15 protein-coding genes are annotated in these 17946 nt (G+C 72.3%); 6 read left to right on the top strand and 9 right to left on the bottom strand.

What is annotated here, in order from left to right:
• Positions 1-20: 20 nt before the first annotated feature.
• The 5 genes from H958_RS0117645 to H958_RS38235 all read right to left on the bottom strand — a co-directional run bounded on the left by H958_RS0117645 (position 21) and on the right by H958_RS38235 (position 5826).
• Complete coding sequence (locus H958_RS0117645; RefSeq protein ID WP_028059635.1) at positions 21-1229, bottom strand: aldose epimerase family protein; 1209 nt, start codon at positions 1227-1229, stop codon at positions 21-23.
• A 14-nt stretch (positions 1230-1243) separates the two neighbouring features.
• Positions 1244-2014, bottom strand: a complete 771-nt coding sequence (locus H958_RS0117640; RefSeq protein WP_028059634.1) for an ATP-binding cassette domain-containing protein — start codon at positions 2012-2014, stop codon at positions 1244-1246.
• Positions 2007-3119, bottom strand: a complete 1113-nt coding sequence (locus H958_RS0117635; RefSeq protein WP_028059633.1) for an ABC transporter permease — start codon at positions 3117-3119, stop codon at positions 2007-2009. The genes H958_RS0117640 and H958_RS0117635 overlap by 8 nt, the downstream gene beginning before the upstream one ends.
• Before the next feature lie 4 nt (positions 3120-3123).
• A complete protein-coding gene (locus H958_RS38240) occupies positions 3124-4266 on the bottom strand; it encodes a sugar ABC transporter substrate-binding protein (protein ID WP_081686002.1) in 1143 nt (380 codons plus the stop codon).
• Positions 4267-4359: 93 nt separating this feature from the next.
• Positions 4360-5826 carry a WS/DGAT/MGAT family O-acyltransferase gene (locus tag H958_RS38235; protein ID WP_037410528.1) on the bottom strand — a complete coding sequence of 489 codons (1467 nt, stop codon included), beginning with the start codon at positions 5824-5826 and terminating at the stop codon, positions 4360-4362.
• Between the two features lie 190 nt (positions 5827-6016).
• On the opposite strand from H958_RS38235, the gene H958_RS38230 reads away from it, so the two are divergent.
• Positions 6017-7312, top strand: a complete 1296-nt coding sequence (locus H958_RS38230) for an SAM-dependent methyltransferase (protein ID WP_196807411.1) — start codon at positions 6017-6019, stop codon at positions 7310-7312.
• A 1199-nt stretch (positions 7313-8511) separates the two neighbouring features.
• Here the strand turns inward: H958_RS38230 and H958_RS38225 are convergent.
• Positions 8512-8874: a MarR family winged helix-turn-helix transcriptional regulator gene (locus H958_RS38225; protein ID WP_081686000.1), complete on the bottom strand. Its 363-nt coding sequence runs from the start codon at positions 8872-8874 to the stop codon at positions 8512-8514.
• Positions 8875-8901: 27 nt separating this feature from the next.
• Between H958_RS38225 and H958_RS0117610 the strand changes: the two genes are divergently transcribed.
• A complete protein-coding gene (locus H958_RS0117610; protein WP_028059632.1) occupies positions 8902-9516 on the top strand; it encodes a cytidylate kinase-like family protein in 615 nt (204 codons plus the stop codon).
• Between the two features lie 15 nt (positions 9517-9531).
• On the opposite strand, the gene H958_RS38220 is transcribed toward H958_RS0117610, so the two are convergent.
• The 3 genes from H958_RS38220 to H958_RS0117595 are packed head-to-tail and all read right to left on the bottom strand — an operon-like array spanning position 9532 to position 13133.
• Positions 9532-10599, bottom strand: coding sequence for a proline racemase family protein (locus tag H958_RS38220; RefSeq protein WP_051324445.1), 1068 nt, complete (start codon positions 10597-10599; stop codon positions 9532-9534).
• 12 nt (positions 10600-10611) lie between these two features.
• Positions 10612-11805, bottom strand: coding sequence for a cytochrome d ubiquinol oxidase subunit II (locus H958_RS38215; protein WP_231379283.1), 1194 nt, complete (start codon positions 11803-11805; stop codon positions 10612-10614).
• Entirely contained in the window at positions 11805-13133 is a 1329-nt protein-coding gene (locus H958_RS0117595; protein ID WP_028059631.1) for a cytochrome ubiquinol oxidase subunit I, read from the bottom strand. The genes H958_RS38215 and H958_RS0117595 overlap by 1 nt, the downstream gene beginning before the upstream one ends.
• A 43-nt stretch (positions 13134-13176) precedes the next feature.
• On the opposite strand from H958_RS0117595, the gene H958_RS0117590 reads away from it, so the two are divergent.
• From H958_RS0117590 to H958_RS0117575, 4 genes are read left to right on the top strand one after another with little or no spacing between them, the layout of a single operon-like run.
• Positions 13177-13845: a GntR family transcriptional regulator gene (locus H958_RS0117590; RefSeq protein ID WP_028059630.1), complete on the top strand. Its 669-nt coding sequence runs from the start codon at positions 13177-13179 to the stop codon at positions 13843-13845.
• Complete coding sequence (locus H958_RS38210) at positions 13842-15827, top strand: hydantoinase B/oxoprolinase family protein (protein ID WP_081685997.1); 1986 nt, start codon at positions 13842-13844, stop codon at positions 15825-15827. The genes H958_RS0117590 and H958_RS38210 overlap by 4 nt, the downstream gene beginning before the upstream one ends.
• Positions 15824-16558: an SDR family NAD(P)-dependent oxidoreductase gene (locus H958_RS0117580; RefSeq protein WP_028059629.1), complete on the top strand. Its 735-nt coding sequence runs from the start codon at positions 15824-15826 to the stop codon at positions 16556-16558. Before H958_RS38210 ends, H958_RS0117580 begins: the two co-directional genes overlap by 4 nt.
• Positions 16558-17925, top strand: a complete 1368-nt coding sequence (locus tag H958_RS0117575) for an aldehyde dehydrogenase family protein (RefSeq protein ID WP_028059628.1) — start codon at positions 16558-16560, stop codon at positions 17923-17925. Before H958_RS0117580 ends, H958_RS0117575 begins: the two co-directional genes overlap by 1 nt.
• Positions 17926-17946: the final 21 nt, after the last annotated feature.

Here is a 17946-nt window from a genome sequence, read left to right as displayed (position 1 = left end):
CGGGCGCCCGGCCGGCTCGCTCAGTGGCCGTGCTCGACGGAGAACTTCAGGACCGTCGCCGTGCGGTAGATCTGCCCGGGACGGAGAACCGTCGACGGGAAGTTGGAATGGTTCGGCGAGTCGGGGAAGTGCTGGGTCTCGAGCGCGAGCCCGTCGCCCTCCCGGTACTGGCGCCCGCGGGCGCCGTACAGCGTGCCGTCGAGGAAGTTGCCGGAGTAGAACTGGATTCCCGGCTGGTCGGTCGACATCGTCAGGACGCGCCCGCTGCCCGGGTCGCGGAGGACCGCGGCCTGGACGAGGCCGGTCGAGTTGCCCTTGCGGTTGAGCACCCAGTTGTGGTCATAGCCGCGGCCGAAGACGAGCTGCTGGAAGTTGTCGCGGATGCGCGCGCCGATCGAGTGGAACTTGCGGAAGTCCATCGGCGTGCCCGACACGCGAGCCAGCGTCCCGGTGGGGATCAGCGTGCTGTCGACCGGCGTGTAGCGGTCGGCGTTGAGCTTGAGCTGCTGGTCGTAGATCGTCCCCGAGCCCTCGCCCGCGAGGTTCCAGTACGCGTGGTTGGTGAGGTTGAGCACCGTGGGCGCGTTGGTCGTCGCCGTGTACCCGATGCGCAGGTTGTCGTTGTTGTCCAGCGTGTAGACGACCGTGACGGGCACCGTGCCCGGGAAGCCGGTCGTGCACGGGGGCGTGCTCGCCAGGTTCGTCATGCAGCCCTCGCCGGCCGGACTCGTGTACGTCAGCTTGAGCCCGACGGTCTTGCTGGTCCGGACCTGCGTCGCGGCCCAGAGCTTGGTGTTGAACCCGCCGTACCCGCCGTGCAGGCTGTTCGGATCGTTGTTGATGTCGAGCGAGTACTGGTTGCCGTCGAGCGCGAACCGCCCCTTGGCGATGCGGTTGCCGTAGCGGCCGATGATCGCGCCGAAGTACGGGTTGCTCTTGACGTAGGCGGGACTCGTGTAGCCGCGGATGTCGGAGAAGCCGAGCGTCACGTTGGCGAGCTTGCCGCGCCGGTCCGGGACGCGCACCGACTGCAGGATCCCGCCGTACGTGATGATCGAGGCGGAGACGTGATGGCGGTTCGAGAGCGTGTACTTTGCGACCGCCTGGTCGTTGACCGCCCCGAAGCCGGTCTTCTTGATGCTGAGCCCACCTTGGGCCGACGCCGCCGCCGGTAACGCGAGCACCCCCGCGATCGACGACAGGGCCAGGCACCATCTGAGTACTCGCATACGTCCTCCCTTCGCTACTGCGTGGCCTGCGCGCGAGCGCGGCGATACTCCTCGACGACGATCTCGTTGAGCTCCTCGACCGACGTGTCCGCGGTCGGCTTGTCGAACGTGATCTCGCCGTCCTGGATCAGGTTGACGCGGTCGCAGGACTCCAGCACGTGCACGTAGTTATGCGCGATCATCACGATCGATACGCGTCCCTCCGCCCGCAGGCGCGCGACCAGATCCAGGATCATCGCGCCCTCCTTGGCTCCCATCGCCGCCAGCGGCTCGTCGAGCAGGATGATCTCGGCGTCCGAGTGGACCGTCCGGGCCACGGCGATCGCCTGCCGCTGACCGCCCGAGAGGCGTGCGACGGGCACGTTCAGGCGCGGCACGTTGACGCCGATCTCGTCGAGCGCCGCGCGGGTCTCCTGGCGCATACGGCTGCGCGCCAGGAACGGCATCGGGCTGTGGAGCCGCTCGCGCCGCAGGAACATGTTCTGCACGACGTCGAGCTGGTTGACCAGGGCGAGGTCCTGGTAGACGCAGTCGATCCCGAGCGAGCGGGCGTGGTCGACCGAGCGCAGCTCGGTCTCGTCGCCCTTGATGAACAGCCGGCCCTCGTCGGGCTTCTGGAAGCCCGAGATGATCTTGATCAGCGTCGACTTGCCGGCGCCGTTGTCACCGAGCAGGCCCAGCACCTCGCCCTTGCGCAGGTGCAGGTTGACGTCGCGCAGCGCCGTGACGGGGCCGAAGCGCTTGCCGACGTGCTCGACACGCAGGACGTCCTCGGACTCAGACACCGCTTCCCCTTCGCACGCGGCCGACGTAGACGTTGATCATCATCGCGACGAGGATCGCCACGCCGAGGATGAAGTCGAGGTAGTCGGCGTTGACGCCCTCGAGCGTCAGGCCGTCGCGCAGGATGCCGAGGAACAGCGCGCCGATCAGCGCGCCGATCGCGGTCCCCTCGCCGCCGGCGAGCAGCGTGCCGCCGATCACCGCCGCCGAGACCGCGCGGAACATCGTCTCCGACGCTCCCGCCGTGTCCGGCGTGACCGAGCTCGACCGCATCGCCTCGAGGATCCCGACGAGCCCCGCGAACAGGCTGCAGACGATGAAGTTGCGGATCACGACGGCGCGGACCTTCACGCCCGCCTCGGCCGCGCCGAGCTTGTTCCCGCCGACGGCGATCGTGTACATGCCCCAGCGGGTGCGCGTGAGCATGACCTGAACGAGCGCGACGACCAGCAGCGCCCAGATCAGCTCCGAGTACGTGCCGGCCCCGAAGATCCTCGCGAACGTGCCGACCTCGTTGACCTGCTCGGGCAGCGTGATCGTCTGCCCGTTGACCACGTGCGTGACGTTGACGGTGTGCGAGGTCACCTCGGCCCCCGGCATCGCGACCGGCGCGGCGTGGGAGATGATCAGGGTCAGGCCGCCGAGGCCGAGCAGCATGCCGAGCGTGGTGATGAACGACGAGACGCCGAACACCTCGGTCACCACGCCGTTGATCAGGCCGACGACGGCACAGCACGCGAGCGAGAGGATCAGGCACAGGAGCAGTCCGAACCCGGCCTGGTTGAACTCGTAGAACATGAACGGGCAGAACAGGTAGACCGATCCGATCGAGAGGTCGATCTCGCCCGCGACCATCAGCAGGACCTCGCCCACCGCCAGGATCGCGAACGGGGCGAAGTAGGGGAGGAGCGTGACGAAGTTGGCGTGCGTCGCGAAGCGATCCGTCTTCAGCGTGAAGTACAGCGCCGCGAGGATCGTGACGACGATGATGCTGCCTTCGCGCAGCGTCAGGAAGCGGCGTGCGAGCTCGCGCGCTCCGGGCCTCGCGGCCCGGAGCTCCGCGCTCCTGCGATCTGGCGGCGCGGTCGCCGGGGCGGGCGCGCTCATCCGACTAGGCCTTCGCGACGCCCGCCGAGGACGACGTCCCCTCGTACCGGCTCTTGGTGGTGTTGTAGGTGCGGACGGTCGTCTTGTCGAGGAACTTCAGGCCGGTGTTGGTGTCGGCGATGCCGCTCAGGCCGCCGGACGCCTTGTACATGAACAGCTGCAGGATCGGCAGGAACCCCTGCAGGTACGGCTGCTGGTCGATCGTGAAATCGATCTGATCGCCCGCGAGCAGCTTCTGGGTGACCGGCGTGAGGTCGTACCCGCCGCCCTTGACGCCCTTCTGGCGCAGGCCGTGCTTCTGGATCGTCTGCGCGAGGCCCTGCGTGCTACCGGCGTCGACCGCGAAGTAGCCCTTGGTGCCGGGATGGCCCGTCGCGTAGGAGTCGATCACCGACAGCTCGGCCGGGACGGCGGCGCCGGTCGCGATCACATGCGCCGTGATGCCCTTGCCCGACTTCTTGATCGTGTCCCGCGCGCCGTCGATGCGCGGCTGGATGTTCGCCGAGCCCGGGGTGGCGATGAACAGCGCGACGTCGCCGGACGGCACGAGGTCGACGATCCGCCGGCCCATCTCCTGGCCGGACAGGAACAGGTCCTGGCCGATGTAGGCGAGGCGGTGGTTCGACGGCTCATCGGCGTTGTAGGCGACCACCGGGATCCTGGCCTTCATCGCGGCGTCGGTCGGCGCGTTGAAGGCCTTCTTGTCGACCAGGCAGACGCCGATGCCGTCCGCGCCGCCCGTGATCGCCGTGTTCATCGCGTTGACCATCTCCGAGACGTTGGAGTTCTCGGAGCCGGTCCACTGGTAGGAGCAGCCGAGCAGCTTGCAGGCGTCCTCGGCGCCGTACTTGGTCGGCACGAAGAACGGGTTGGTCGTCACGTGATTGACCAGCACGAACTTCGGCCTGCCCTCCTGCGCGAACACGCCGCTGCCGCCGCCTGCGGCCGCCGTCGCCGTCGGCGTGCCGTTGGACTTGCTCGACCCGCAGGCGGAGAGCATCGCCGCCGCGATGCCGGCGGCACCCCCTGTCAGCGCGGTGCGGCGGGTGACCGCTCGCCAGCGCGTCGCAGGCGAATCGTCGCCTGCCTTGCCGTCAGCCCATTCGAGGCGCTCGAGCGCATCGTGGACAGGGTCGAGGTCCGACATGGATTCTCCTCCTCCAAAGCTCGACGGGCGCGATGTTAGCGATCACATTCACACCCAGTCAAGCGTGTCCCATGGAACCCTGACCGCGAGTGGTCAGGCGGGAGCGCGGCTGTCCTCGAGCTCCTTGAGCGCGTGCGCGGCACCGTCGAGGAACGCCCAGGCGTCGTCGATCTGCTCGCGGTCGCCGACGATGCCGAAGTCGACGCGGTTCTTGTAGCTGACGACGGTGATGTTGAGCCCCACGCCGTCGACGATCACCGACACGGGGAAGTTCGCCTGCAACTCGGCGCCCGCGCAGTAGAGCGACGTACGCGGCCCGGGGACGTTGGAGATCACGAGGTTCAGCGGCGGCCGCGTGCGGCTCAGGATGTCGACCGTGTTGCGCGCGGCGAGGGCGGCGACGGACGGCGGGATGAACGCCGTCGCGTCCGTGAGCAGATTGGCGGGCAACGCCGAGTGGCGCTCCTTGGCGCTGCGCAGCAACTCGTGCGTGCGCTGCAGGCGGCGGCGCGGATCGGGCTCGTCGGTCGGGATCGGGACGATCATCATCGAGATCCGGTTGCCCCACGTGCCGCGCTCGTCGCGCTTGCGGACCGACATGGGGATCATCGCGACGAGCGGGTCGTCCGGCAGCGCGTTGCGGTCGATCAGCCAGTCGCGAACGGCGCCGGCGCAGATCGAGACGACGACGTCGTTGACCGTGGTCCCGAACTCGCGCCGGATCGCGCGCACCGAGTCCAGCGAGAGCGAGCCGAAGGCGAAGCGGCGGTGGGCCGAGACCGGGCCGTTGAAGATCGTGCGCGGCGGCCGGGCGGTGGTGACCTCGAGCACGCCCGCGCCCTCGTCGGAGCCCAGGATCCGGCGGGCCCGCGCGTACACGTGCGAGAGCGTCGGCACCCCGGGCAGCGCGTTCGCGCCCGGCAGGTCGGTGAAGCCGGCGACCGTCGTCGGCAGCGAGCGCAGGGCGCGCAGCGGCTGGCGGGGGAGGCCGCGCAGGCCGCGCACGAGCATCGCGCCGTCGTGCGGGATCGGCGCCGCGGTCGTCCCGTCCTGCGCCGGCGGCGGCACGAGGCGGCCCGCCGGCTCGGGGTCCAGCAACGTCGTCATGATCTCGTTGCCGGAGATCCCGTCGACGACCGAGTGATGGATCTTCGTCAGCAGCGCCACCCGTCCCTCGGGCAGGCCGTGGATCACGTACAGCTCCCACAGCGGCCGGCTGCGATCGAGCGGGCGGCCGAACACCCGCGCCACCGTCTCGGCGAGCTGGCGGTCGTCGCCCGGCGCCGGCAGCGCGGTCTCGCGCACGTGGAAGTCGAGGTCGAAGTCGGGGTCCTCGGCCCAGTACGGGAGGTCGATGCCCAGCGGGACCTCGATGAGCCGCCAGCGTAGCGGCGGCAGCAGGTGCAGCCGCTCGCGCAGGAGGTCCGTCACCGCCTCCATGTCGAGCCGGCCGCCGGGCGCGGTCGACGGGTCGTAGATGCCGAGGAAGGCGACGTGCCCATACACGCGCGCCGACTCGACCGCGAGGAACTGCGCGTCGAGGGAGCTCAGCTGCCGCATGAAGGGCAGCTTCCCACCTCGGCGCACTCGTAGACCCCGATCGCCATGACTCGAGCGGGCGGCTTCGGAGCGTCGCCGAGGCGACCGACACGCCGTAGGGTCAGCGGCACGCGTACGTCAAGCGCAGCCCGGGTAGTGGCCGGGTGCTGTGCGGCGACGTCGATACGCGCCTTCATCCCAGCCCGGCGCCTTGATCGCCCGCTCGATCGTTTTCGCGCTGCTGCGCCGGATCGAGTCCGGGCAGCTGACGGTGGTCGACGAAGGGCGCCGGCACGTGTTCGGGCGCGGCTGCCCGCAGGCGACGGTGGTCGTACGGTCCCCACGGCTGTGGTCCACGCTCGCGCGCGGAGGCCGGGGGCTCGCCGAGGGCTACGTCGCGGGCTGGTGGGACTCACCGGACCTGACCGCGGTCTTCGAGGTGGGGGTGCGCAACCTCGCGGGGATCGACGAGTGGCGCCGGCGCCTGTCGCCGCTGCTCGAGCCCTACCAGCGCGGGCGCGCGCTGTGGGTGCGCAACACCCCGGCGCGCAGCCGGGACGACATCTCCCGCCACTACGACCTCGGCAACGAGCTCTTCGAGCTGATGCTCGACGAGACGATGATGTACTCGAGCGCGATCTTCTCTCGGCGCGAGATGTCGCTGGAGCAGGCGTCGCGGGCGAAGCTCGAGCGGCTGTGCGCGAAGCTCGACCTGCGGACGTCGGATCACGTACTCGAGATCGGCACGGGGTGGGGCGGGTTCGCGCTGCACGCCGCGGCGACGCGCGGCTGCCGCGTCACGACGACGACGATCTCGCGCGAGCAGGGAGAGTACGCCCGCGCCCGCGTGCGCGCCGCCGGCCTCCACGACCGCGTGACCGTGCTCGGCGACGACTACCGCGAGCTGCGCGGCAGCTACGACAAGCTCGTCTCGATCGAGATGATCGAGGCCGTGGGGTGGAAGGACTTCGGGACCTTCTTCGAGCGCTGCGGCGAGCTGCTGCGACCGCACGGCGCGATGGCGCTGCAGGCGATCACGATCGACGACCGGCTGTACGAGGTCGAGAAGACGTCGCGGACGTTCATCCGCACCTACATCTTCCCCAACGGGTGCCTGCCCTCGCTGGAGGTGATCGCGCGGTCGATCGCCCGGCGCTCCGATCTGCGGATGGTGGATCTGGAGGACATCACGCCCCACTACGCGGAGACGCTGCGGCGCTGGCGCGCGAACTTCGACACGGCCGCGGGGCGGCTGCGCGAGCTCGGCTACGACGAGCGGTTCCAGCGGATGTGGCGCATGTACCTGAGCTTCTGCGAGGCCGGGTTCTCGGAGCGGCGGATCGCCGACGTCCAGATCGTGCTGGCGAAGCCCGGCTGGCGCGGGCGCGTCGCGGTCGCGGACGCCCCCGCGCATCCCGCTTCGGCGCGCGACGTCTCCGAGCCCGCCGCGAGCGGAGGCCTCAGCCGGTCCGCCCGGTCCGGGTCGTCGAGGTTCAGGGCCGAGTGACGCCCGCGCCGGCGGAGCTGGGTCGGGGACGGCTCGCTGATCGGCGCGGCCTGGCGCCGCCCCATGTCCCGCTCGCGCGCAGCGGCGGCTTCGGCTACCTTCCGCGCAGGCGCTCAGGGCGCCTCCGGTCCGCGGGAAGGGCGCAGCCCGCCTGACGCAGTACACCTATCTTCCGGTCGACTCTCTCGGCCTGGTCAGCGGACGGCAGGCGCGGATGGAGAGGAGACCAGTGCCTCGGCTTCCCGAGAATCCCAGCCTCGAGCACCTCAAGGGCCAGGCCAAGACGCTGCTCGAGCGAGCCAGGGCGCGGGACGAGCAGGCGCTCGGGTGGCTGCGGGAGTACCACCCGGACCCGCCGCCGGCCCAAGCCGCGCTGCGGCTCGCGGACGCCCAGCTCACGGTCGCACGGGCCTACGGCTTCCCGAGCTGGCCGAAGCTCCGGGCTCACCTGGACGTGGTCGGCGCGTACACCCGCTCGCCGCACCGGGCGGCCGCGACAGCCGATCCCGCCGAGGAGCTCATGCGGCTCGCGTCCCTGACGTACTCGAGCGACGACCCGTCGCGCTGGGCCGCCGCGGCGGCGATGCTCGCCGAGCGGCCGGAGCTCGGCCGCTCCTCGCTGCACGCCGCCGCTGCCGCCGGGGACGCCGAAGCGGCGCGTGAGCTGCTCGGCGCGGCACCGGGGCGCGCGAACGCGCACGGCGGTCCGCACCGCTGGGAGCCGCTGCTCTATCTCGCCTACTCGCGGGCGGCCGGCGACCGCTCGCTGGAAGTCGCGCGCCTGCTGCTCGCGGCCGGTGCGGACCCGAACGCCGGCTACCTCTGGGAAGGGCTGCCATCCCCGTTCACCGCCCTCACCGGCGCGTTCGGCCGCGGCGAGGGCGACCCGCCGCCGCACCGCGACGGCCTCGCGCTCGCGCGGCTGCTGCTCGACGCCGGCGCGGACCCGAACGACACGCAGGCCACCTACAACCTGAGCTGGACGCCCGGGGACGAGTGGCTCGAGCTGCTGCTCGCGTTCGGGTACGGCCGCGGCGACGGCGGTCCCTGGGACGCGCGCCTCGCTCCCGCGCATGCGAGTCCGCGGGAGAACGCGGAGGACTGCCTGACGTGGCGGGCTGGGCCGCGTACGCCGGCCACGACGCGCTCGCGGAGCACCTCCGAAGCCGGGAGGCATGACGCGGCGCCCGTCCACCCGGTCACCGCGGGAGCCGGGAGAGCAGCTCGTGCAGCGTCCGCCGCTCGGATTCCTCGAGCCCGGCCAGCAACTCGCGCTCGACCTCGCGTGCGGCCGTCATGGCGGCCTCCAGCTCCGCCTCGCCGGCGCGCGTCAAGACGACGCGGCGCCGGCGCCGGTCCGCGGGATCGGCGTCGCGGCGGACCAGCCCGCGCGCCGACGCTGCGTCGAGCAGGCGGACCATGTCCGCCGGATCCTTCCGCAGCCGCTCGCCCAGCTCGCGCTGCGACGCCGGGCCGCCGGACGACAGCGCGGCCAGCACCTCCTCGAGGCGGAGTACGTGCGCGGCGGCGGCCTCTAGGCAACTGGCCCGATTGCAGGGCACTCCGCCGAGACGGGGAAGAACCCGAGCATGCCCTTGGTCACCCTCTCGGCGGCGTACGGCGCGGGCGGGAGCCGGATCGGCCCGGAGCTGGCCGAGCGGCTCGGCGTGCCGTTCTTGGACCGTGCGATCCCTACCGCGGTGGCCCAGCGCCTGGCCGTCCCGCTCGAGGACGTGCAGGCGCATGACCAGTCGGTCGGGTCGCTGCTCGCGCGCGTCGCCCTGCGGCTCGCGCCGCTCGGACAGGCGTTCGGCGCCGATCCCGGCGAGCCCTTGGACGAGGACGCCTACCGCCGCGCCACGGAGACGATCATCCGCGAGCAGGCGGCGACCGGCGACGGCGTGATCCTCGGCCGCGCCGCCGCGCTGGTGCTCGCCGGCGACCCGCGCGCGCTGCACGTCCGCCTCCACGGCGCCCGCAAGGCGCGCGTCGAGCAGGCGATGCTCGTGCGCGAGATCGACCGGGAGACCGCCGAGCGAGAACAGGCCGAGACCGACCGCGCGCGCGAGGCCTACGTGCGCCACTTCTACCGCGCCGACCCGCGCGACTGCGCCCTCTACCACCTGACGATCGACACCACCGCGCTGCCGCTCGAGACCGTGATCGAGACGATCATCCTCGCCGCGTACGGCCGCTCCGGGTAGCGGCGCCCGAAGCGGTCAGGCGCCCTGCGCGCCGGCTGACGCGTTGAGCGTCCCCTCGCGCTGCCCGCTGCCCCACGTGTCGGGCAGGGTGAACCCGCCGGCGAGCGGATCGGACGGGTCGACGACGAGCTGGTGGAACCCGGTGATCCAGGCGCGGCCCGAGATCGCGGGGACGATCGCGGGCTTGCCGCCCACGACCGTGCGGCGCGCGATCCGGCCGCTGAAGCGCGTGCCGAGCACGCTCTCGGCCACGTAGGCGTCCTTCTCGCCGAGCCGCCCGCGCGCGGCCAGGGCGGCCATTCTCGCCGACGTCGCGGTGCCGGTCGGCGAGCGGTCCAGGCGGCCGGGGGAGACGATCGTCGCGTGGCGCGCGTCGCCGCCCGACAGCGGCGGCGCGACGAAGACGACGAACGAGAGATGTGCCAGGGCGGGCTCGACCGGATGCGCGATCTCGAGCTGCTCGACGACGTGCGGGCGGATCCGCTCGCCGAGCTCACCCAGCTCGCGCGCCTCGTCGGGGACGATCGAGAACCCGAGCGCCGTGGCGTCGACGAACGCGCAGAACGCGCCGCCGTAGGAGATGTCGACCTCCAGCGAGCCGAGTCCGGGCACCTCGACCGCGGCGCCGAGGTGCGTGGCGAAGGAGGCGACGTTCTCGAACGTGATCATGCCGACGCGCCCGTCGCTCACCTCCGCGCGTACGCGCACGAGCCCCGCCGGCGCCTCGAGCACGAGCTCGGTGACCGGCTCGACCGCCTCCACCAGCCCCGTCTCGAGCAGCACGGCGGCCGTGTTGATCGTGTTCGTCCCTGACATCCCCTCGTAGGACGAGGACTCCATGATGATGAAGCCGGCGTCGGCCTCCGGGTGCGCGGAGGGCAGGACGAGGTCGCCCGAGAGCGGCGCCATCCCGCGCGGCTCGTGCAGGATCAGCCGGCGCAGCCAGTCGCCCTCGCGCTCCAGGTGGCGCATCTTCTCGAGCATCGTCCGCCCGGGGACGTCGAGCACGCCGCCGACGACGATCCGGCTCGGCTCGCCCTCCGCATGGGCGTCGACGCAGTGGATGACCTTGGCGACCCGCATCGCGCGCGAACGCTAGCGGGCCAGCGCCGGAGCGGCGGCGAGGAAGCCCGTGACCACGAACGCGAGCAGCGAGGCCACGCCGAGCGCGTGTGGGACGGCGCCGCCGGCGACGGTCAGCAGGCCGAAGCCGGCGATCAGCAGCGCGACGGCCGCGCGCGCCAGCAGGCCCTCGCGAAACGCGACGGCGACTCCGCGGCCCGGCGCGAGGTCGGCCGGCTCGCCGTGGCCGAGCATCCCGCCGAGCGTGAGCCGGAACAGCAGCACCAGCGACGGGAAGAGGATCGCGCCGCCGCCCAGGACCGCGACGATCACCGCGACGAGCGTGTCGTCGGGCGCGGCGGCCCGCTGGATCGTCAGTCCCGGCAGGATGTCGGGCTGCTGCGCGAGCGCCCAGCCGGCGATCGTCGCCGCGACGGCGACCGCCGCGACGTAGCGCGAAGGCTCGTAGCGGCCGCGGGCCACCAGCGCCAGCGCGCCCACGCCGAACAGCGCGGACACGATGATCGCCGCCAGCCCGCCGCCGGAGACCAGGTCGTCGAACAGCGGCCGCGCGTCCCCGCGCAGCACGACCAGGCCCACGACGGCCAGCACGCCGGCCACCGACCCGGCGGCGAGCGCCCGCGTGCGGCAGGCGGCGACCAGCTCCGGCTCGTCCGCCCGCGCCGCGTCGGCGGCCAGGAACACCGCGGCCAGATAGACCGAGAACGCCACCGCGAGGGCGCCGACGACGATCGAGGTCGGGTTCAGCCAACTCGACCACAGGTCGCCCGCGGCGTTGCCGACCGGTACCCGTCCGGAGGCGATCCCGCCGGCGGCGGCGCCCAGCGCGAACGGCGTCAGCACCGACGAGATCGCAGACGCGGTGTCGACGCCCCGCACCTGCCGCGGCGTGCTCGCGCCCGAGCGCACGGCGTACGCGAACCCGCGCACGATGATCCCGATCCCGGCCAGGAACAGCGCGACGCTGAGCGTCGAGGCGATCGAGCCGAACACCTCCGGATACGCCGTCCACAGCACGGTCAGCACGAAGATCAGCCAGACGTGGTTGGCCTCCCACACCGGCGCCATCGAGTCGTGGGCGTGCGCGCGCAGCCGCTCGTCGCGCGTGGTCGCCTGCCAGGCGGCGGCGCCGAAGTCCGCGCCGCCGAGGACGACGTACAGCGTGAGGCCGATCAGCACGAACACGAGCGGGATCGTCTGCAGCATCAGTGGGCCTTCAGCGGCATCGCGGCAAGGCGCCGGAGGATCCAGACCACGCCGGCGGCGACGAACAGGTAGACGAGCGCGAGCACGCCGTAGCCGACCGGGATGCCGCTCGCGCCGGTGACCGCCTCATCGGTCCGCATCACGCGGTAGACGACCCACGGCTGGCGGCCGACCTCGGTCGTCACCCAGCCGGCGATCAGCGCGACCAGCGACAGCGGCCCGGCGAGCGCGACCGCGCGATAGAACCACGGCGACTCCGGCAATCGCCCGCGCCGCCAGCGCACGAGCAGGAACACGACGCCGAGCAGTGCCAGCAGCGTCCCGATGCCCACCATCGTCTGGAACGCGACGCGCACGACGTTCACGGGCGGGCGGTCGCCCGGCGCGACGGAGTCCAGCCCCTGCACGCGGGCGTTGAAGTCGTGGAACGCGAGGAACGACAGCGCCTTCGGGATCCGGATCCCGTACTTGATCTCGTCGTTCGTGTACCAGCCGAGGACGTGGATCGGCGCGCCGCGCTGGGTCCGCGGCAGGCCCTCGAGCGCCGCGAGCTTGACCGGCTGCTTGTCGGCCACCTCGCGCGCCGCCCAGTCGCCGACCAGCACCTGCACCGGCGCGGCGAGCGCCGCGATCGTGAGCGGGATCGCCAGCGCGACGCGCTCGTAGCGACTCCAGCGTCCGCGCAGCCGCCCGACCGCGTACGCGGCGGCGACCACGAAGCCCATGACGATGTAGCCCGCCAGGTACATGTGGATCAGCTCGTGCCACAGGTAGGAGTTGCCGAACAGCGCCTTCCACGGATGCACCTCGACGACCCGCCCGCCGGCCAGCCCGAAGCCGCCGGGATGGTTCATCCACGAGTTGACGGAGATCACCATCCACGAGCCCGTGAACCCGGTGATCAGGATCGGGATCCCGCTCAGGAAGTGCGCCCGCGGCGAGAGGCGGTCCCAGCCGTAGACATAGATCCCGATGAAGATCGCCTCCATGAAGAACGAGAAGCCCTCGATCGCGAAGCCGAGGCCGAACACGCTCCCGAAGGTCGCGGTGAACTGCGGCCACAGCAGGCCCATCTCGAACGAGAGGATCGTGCCGGTGATGACGCCGACGGCGAACAGGGCGACCATCACGCGCGTCCAGCGCCGCGCGATCGTCAGGTAGACCTGGTCGCCGGTGCGCCGGTAGAGCCACTCGACGAACAGGACCATCGCCGGGAACGCGATGCCGAAGCACACGAGCGGGATGTGCACGGCGAAGGAGAGCGCCTGCATCTGCCGCGCCTCGAGCAGGTACTCCTGCTGGACCTGCTGAAGCGCTGCAAGCGTCACCTCCGCATTCTCCCATCCGCGTTTGGCATGCTCTGTATCCAGGATGCGGAGCGAGGAGGAGACGCTCGAGTACCGCAGCCGCACGCGGCTGGTCGACGAGGTCGCGCAAGTTCTGCGCGAGCGCATCTACGCCGGCCGCTACACCGCCGGCGAGCCGCTGCGTCAGGAGCATCTGGCGGCGGACCTGCGCGTCAGCCGCACGCCGCTGCGCGAGGCGATCCGCGTGCTCGAGCGCGAAGGCCTGCTGCACTCCGAGCCGGGACGCGGGGTGCGGGTGGTCACCGCCGACCTGGTCACGCTGCTCGACGCCTACGCGCTGCGCGAGGTCGTCGACGGGCTCGCCGCCCGGCTGGCGGCCGAGAACGCGGGCGAGCGCGACATCGCGCGGCTGCGCGAGCTGGTCGAGCGCCAGCGCGCGACGCTCGAGCCGTTCGACGCCGGCGCCTACACGCTCAGCAACGTCGAGTTCCACGCGGCGGTGACCGAGGTCGCCGGCAACGCGTTCCTCAAGGGCGAGCTGCCGCTGATGCGGCTGACCTCGCAGGTGTTCACGCCGGTCGACCTGATCGGCGAGCGTCATGCGCGCTTCGCGGTCGACCAGCACGCGGAGATCGTCCAGGCGATCGCCGCCGCCGACGGGCCCGAGGCGGAGCGTCGGGCGCGCGCGCACATCCGATCCACGATCACGCGGCTCCAGGGGGGAGAGCGATGACGTCACTGCTCGTCGCCGGCGACATCGGCGGCACGTTCACGGACACGGTCACCATCGGCGGCGACGGCGCGGTGGGCCGCTACAAGGCGCCGACGGTCCCCGACGATCCCGCCGGCGACGTCTTCATCATCAACGACCCGTACCTGGCGGCCGAGCACCAGAACGACGTCCAGTTCTGCGCGCCGTTCTTCCACGCCGGCGAGCTGATCGCGTGGATCGGCTGCATGGCCCACCAGGTCGACCTCGGCGGCCAGGACGCCGGCTCGTGGTGCCCGACGGCGACCGACGTCTACCAGAAGGGCCTGCGGATCCCGCCCGGGCGGATCGTGCGGCGCCGCGAGGTCAATCGCGAGCTGTGGGACATCGTGATCGCGAACTCGCGCATGCCGTTCCCGGTCTCCAACGACTTCACCGCGTTCCTCGCGGGCCCGAAGGTCGCGGGCGAGCGGATGGGCGAGCTGTGCGACCGCTACGGCGCGGACACAGTGCGCGCGGTGATGGGGCAGTCGATCGAGACCTCCGAGGCCGGCCTGCGCGACCTGCTGACCGGCCTGCCGGACGGCGAGTTCGAGCGCGAGAGCTACCTCGACCGGCCGGCCGAGGGAGGCGGCTCGGAGCTCGTCCGCGTGCATTGCCGGATGACCAAGAGCGGCGACCGGCTCGTGTTCGACTACAACGGCTCGGACGAGCAGTCGCCGGCCTACGGGATGGCGACGCGCGCGGGAACGGTCGGCGCGGTCGCGACGCTGATGCTGTGCCTGTTCGGCTCCAAGCTGCCGTGGAACCATGGGCTGATGCGGCCCGTCGAGGTCGTGATGGAGGACGGCCTGTGCGTCACGGCGATCCCGCCGACGCCGGTCTCGGGCGGCGCCGCGGGCGCGAACTGGGTGGCGATGAACGCGGCGGCCGGGTGCATCGAGAAGATGGTCTCGTTCTCGGACGAGCACCGCGACCTCGCGTTCGGGCCGGGCGACGGCTCGTGGCAGCTCGCCCAGTTCGGCGGGCTGAACCAGTACGGCGAGCCGTTCGCCGCGATGTACCTGGACTCGCTGCTGTGGGGCGGCCCGGCGTTCATCGATCGCGACGGCGTGGACTCCGGCGGGGCGATGGTGATCCTCGGCGGCGGCACCGAGGACGTCGAGCAGCAGGAGGTCGGCCAGCCGCTGCTGTACCTGCGGCGGCGCGAGGTCCCGGACTCCGGTGGCGCGGGCCGCCACCGCGGCGGCGTCGGGATCGAGTTCGCGATGACGCCGATCGACACCGATGAGGTCTCCGGCGTGATCGCCACGCACGGCGTCGCGCTGCCGAACCGGACGGGGATCTTCGGCGGCATGCCGGGCTCGTGCGCGTCGTTCGAGCTCGTGCGCGGGGGAGACGTGCTCGCGCAGATGGGCCGCGGCGCCGCGATCTCCTCGCTGCGCGACGTCGAGGGCGAGTACGCGCTGCTGCCGAGCGTCAGCGCGGGCGCGGCGATCAACGCCGGCGAGGTCGTCAACGTGCGGCTGCAGAACGGCGGCGGTTACGGCGACCCGATCGAGCGCGACCCGGCGGCGGTGGCGGCGGACGTGGCGAACGGCGCGGTCTCGCGCGGCGAGGCGGAGCGCGTCTACGGAGTGGTGGCCGGCGACGAGGCGGCCACCTCCGCGCGCCGCGACGCGATGCGCCGCGCGCGCCTGGACGCCATGCGGCCGCCCGCCGGAACGCGCGGCGCTCGCGCGCACGTCCCCGACGGCCACTGGGGCGACGCGCTCGCGATCCGCGGCGGGATCGCGCACTGCGGGCGCTGCGACGCGGAGCTGGGCGCGATCGGGGCGGACTGGCGCGACCTGACCGGGACGCTTGCGCTCGACGACGTCGGGCCGCTGATCGAGGTGCACGCCGACCTCGTCGCCGAGCAGTCGATCTGCCCGCGGTGCCCCGCCTCGCCGTGGGTCGAGATCGTGCCGCGGGCCGGAAAGGGCTGGAGCGACTTCACGCTATGAGCCTCGAGGGAAAGGTCGCGCTCGTCACGGGCGCCGGCTCGGGCATCGGCCGGGCGACCGCCCGCGCGTTCGCGAGCGCCGGCGCGAAGGTCGTCGCCGCCGACCTCGACCTCGCGCGCGCCGCCGAGACCTGCGACGGCATCGAGGCGACGCCCGTCGCCGCCGACGTGTGCGATCCCGGCGACGTCGCGCGCATGGTCCGCACGGCGGTCGAGGCCTACGGCGGGCTCGACGTCTTCCACAACAACGCCGGGATCCCGGAGTCGGTCAAGCCGCTCGCGGAGATCACGCGCGACGAGTGGGACCGGGTGCTCGCGGTCAACCTCACCGCGTTCTTCCTCGCCGCCCAGGCGGTCGTCCCGCCCATGCGCGAGCGCGGCGGCGGGAGCATCCTCGTGACCGCGTCGATCATCGCCCGCCGTCCGCGACCCGGGCTGTCCGCGTACATCGCGGCGAAGACCGGCGTCACCGGCCTCGCCCGCGCGCTCGCGCTCGAGCTCGCGCCGGAGCGCATTCGCGTGAACGTGATCAACCCCGGCCCGTCGCGCACGCCGATGCTTCGCGCGTTCGGGCTCGGGGCGGAGGACGACGCGATCGGCGAACGGCTCCCCCTGGGGCGCCTGGTCGAGCCCCATGACATCGCGCAGGCCGCCACGTACCTCGCCTCCGACGCGGCCGCGGCGGTGACCGGAACCGTCCTGAACGTCGATGCCGGGAGGGATTTGACGTAATGGCCACCTTTTACGCAGTCGATCCGTCGACGCTGAAGCCGTTCGCCGAGGTGCCGGACACGACCGAGGAGGAGATCGCGGCGATGGTCGCGGACGCGCAGCGCGCGCTCGCGGTCGAGCAGGAGTGGCGCGTCCCGGAGACGCGCGCGCGGGCGCTGATGCGGCTCGCCCGCGCGGTCGAGGACGAGGCCGAGCCGCTTGCCGAGCTGGAGTGCCGCGACACCGGCAAGCCGTTGTCGCAGGCGCGCGCCGACGTCGCCGCCACGGTCCGTTACCTCGAGTACTACGCCGGCTCGCTCGAGCGCCTGGAGGGACGCCAGATCCCGCTCGGCCCGGGCGTACTCGACTACACGGTGCGCGAGCCGTGGGGCGTGTGCGCCCAGATCATCCCGTGGAACTATCCGCTCCAGGTGGCGACCCGCACCGCCGCGCCCGCGCTCGCGGCCGGCAACGCGGTCATCCTCAAGCCGTCCGAGCTCGCGTCGCTGACGCCGCTGCGCCTCGCCGACCTCGCGCTCGGCGCGGGCGTCCCGCGCGGGCTGCTGCAGGTCGCGACCGGCGATGGCGCCGTGGGCGCCGCGCTGGTGGCCCACGAGCGCGTCGCGCACGTCACCTTCGTGGGCTCGGCGGCCAACGGCGCGCGCGTCGCCGAGGCCTGTGCGCGCCGCCTGGCGCCGCTCGAGCTCGAGCTCGGCGGCAAGTCGCCCAACCTCGTGTTCGCCGACGCCGACCTCGACAAGGCGGTGCCGGCGATCGTGCGCGCGCTGATCCAGAACGCGGGTCAGAGCTGCTCGGCCGGCTCGCGCCTGCTGATCGAGCGCTCGATCCACGTCGACGTCGTACACCTCGTCGCCGCCGCGTTCGAGGCGCTGACCATCGGTCCGGGCATCGAGGATCCCGACCTCGGCCCGCTGATCTCCGAGCGCCAGCTCGAGAACGCCAAGCGGATGCTGGCCGGCGCGCGCGAGCAGGGTGCCGGCGTCGTCACCGGCGGCGAGCACGTGGAGGGGCTGTTCCTGCAGCCGACGCTGGTGACGAACGTCGACCCGGCATCCGAGCTCTTCCGCGAGGAGGTCTTCGGACCGGTCCTCTGTGCCGTGCCGTTCGGCGACGAACGCGAGGCGATCGAGTTGGCCAACGCGACCGCCTACGGGCTCGTCGCCGGCGTCTGGACGCGCGACCTCGGCCGCGCCCACCGCGTCGCCGGCGCGATCCAGGCCGGCCAGGTGTTCGTCAACACCTACGGCGTCGGCGGCGGCGTCGAGCTGCCGTTCGGCGGCATGAAGCGCTCCGGCTACGGCCGCGGCAAGGGGATCGAGGCGCTGCTCGCGTACTCGCAGGTCAAGAACGTCTGCGTCGCGCTCTAGCTTAGCTAGCGGCCCTAGGGG

The sequence above is a fragment of the Candidatus Solirubrobacter pratensis genome, assembly GCF_000425945.1.
Classification (GTDB): Bacteria; Actinomycetota; Thermoleophilia; order Solirubrobacterales; family Solirubrobacteraceae; genus Solirubrobacter; species Solirubrobacter pratensis.
The sequence above is the reverse complement of the archived record's forward strand: the minus strand, read 5'-3'. Positions and strand labels throughout refer to the sequence as shown.

Coding starts and splice junctions, on each gene's coding strand:
- H958_RS0117645 (WP_028059635.1), bottom strand. CDS start 1,229: ATGCGAGTACTCAGATGGTGCCTGGCCCTGTCGTCGATCGCGGGGGTG.
- H958_RS0117635 (WP_028059633.1), bottom strand. CDS start 3,119: ATGAGCGCGCCCGCCCCGGCGACCGCGCCGCCAGATCGCAGGAGCGCG.
- H958_RS38240 (WP_081686002.1), bottom strand. CDS start 4,266: ATGTCGGACCTCGACCCTGTCCACGATGCGCTCGAGCGCCTCGAATGG.
- H958_RS38235 (WP_037410528.1), bottom strand. CDS start 5,826: ATGCGGCAGCTGAGCTCCCTCGACGCGCAGTTCCTCGCGGTCGAGTCG.
- H958_RS0117610 (WP_028059632.1), top strand. CDS start 8,902: ATGCCCTTGGTCACCCTCTCGGCGGCGTACGGCGCGGGCGGGAGCCGG.
- H958_RS38220 (WP_051324445.1), bottom strand. CDS start 10,599: ATGCGGGTCGCCAAGGTCATCCACTGCGTCGACGCCCATGCGGAGGGC.
- H958_RS38215 (WP_231379283.1), bottom strand. CDS start 11,805: ATGCTGCAGACGATCCCGCTCGTGTTCGTGCTGATCGGCCTCACGCTG.
- H958_RS0117590 (WP_028059630.1), top strand. CDS start 13,177: ATGCGGAGCGAGGAGGAGACGCTCGAGTACCGCAGCCGCACGCGGCTG.
- H958_RS38210 (WP_081685997.1), top strand. CDS start 13,842: ATGACGTCACTGCTCGTCGCCGGCGACATCGGCGGCACGTTCACGGAC.
- H958_RS0117580 (WP_028059629.1), top strand. CDS start 15,824: ATGAGCCTCGAGGGAAAGGTCGCGCTCGTCACGGGCGCCGGCTCGGGC.
- H958_RS0117575 (WP_028059628.1), top strand. CDS start 16,558: ATGGCCACCTTTTACGCAGTCGATCCGTCGACGCTGAAGCCGTTCGCC.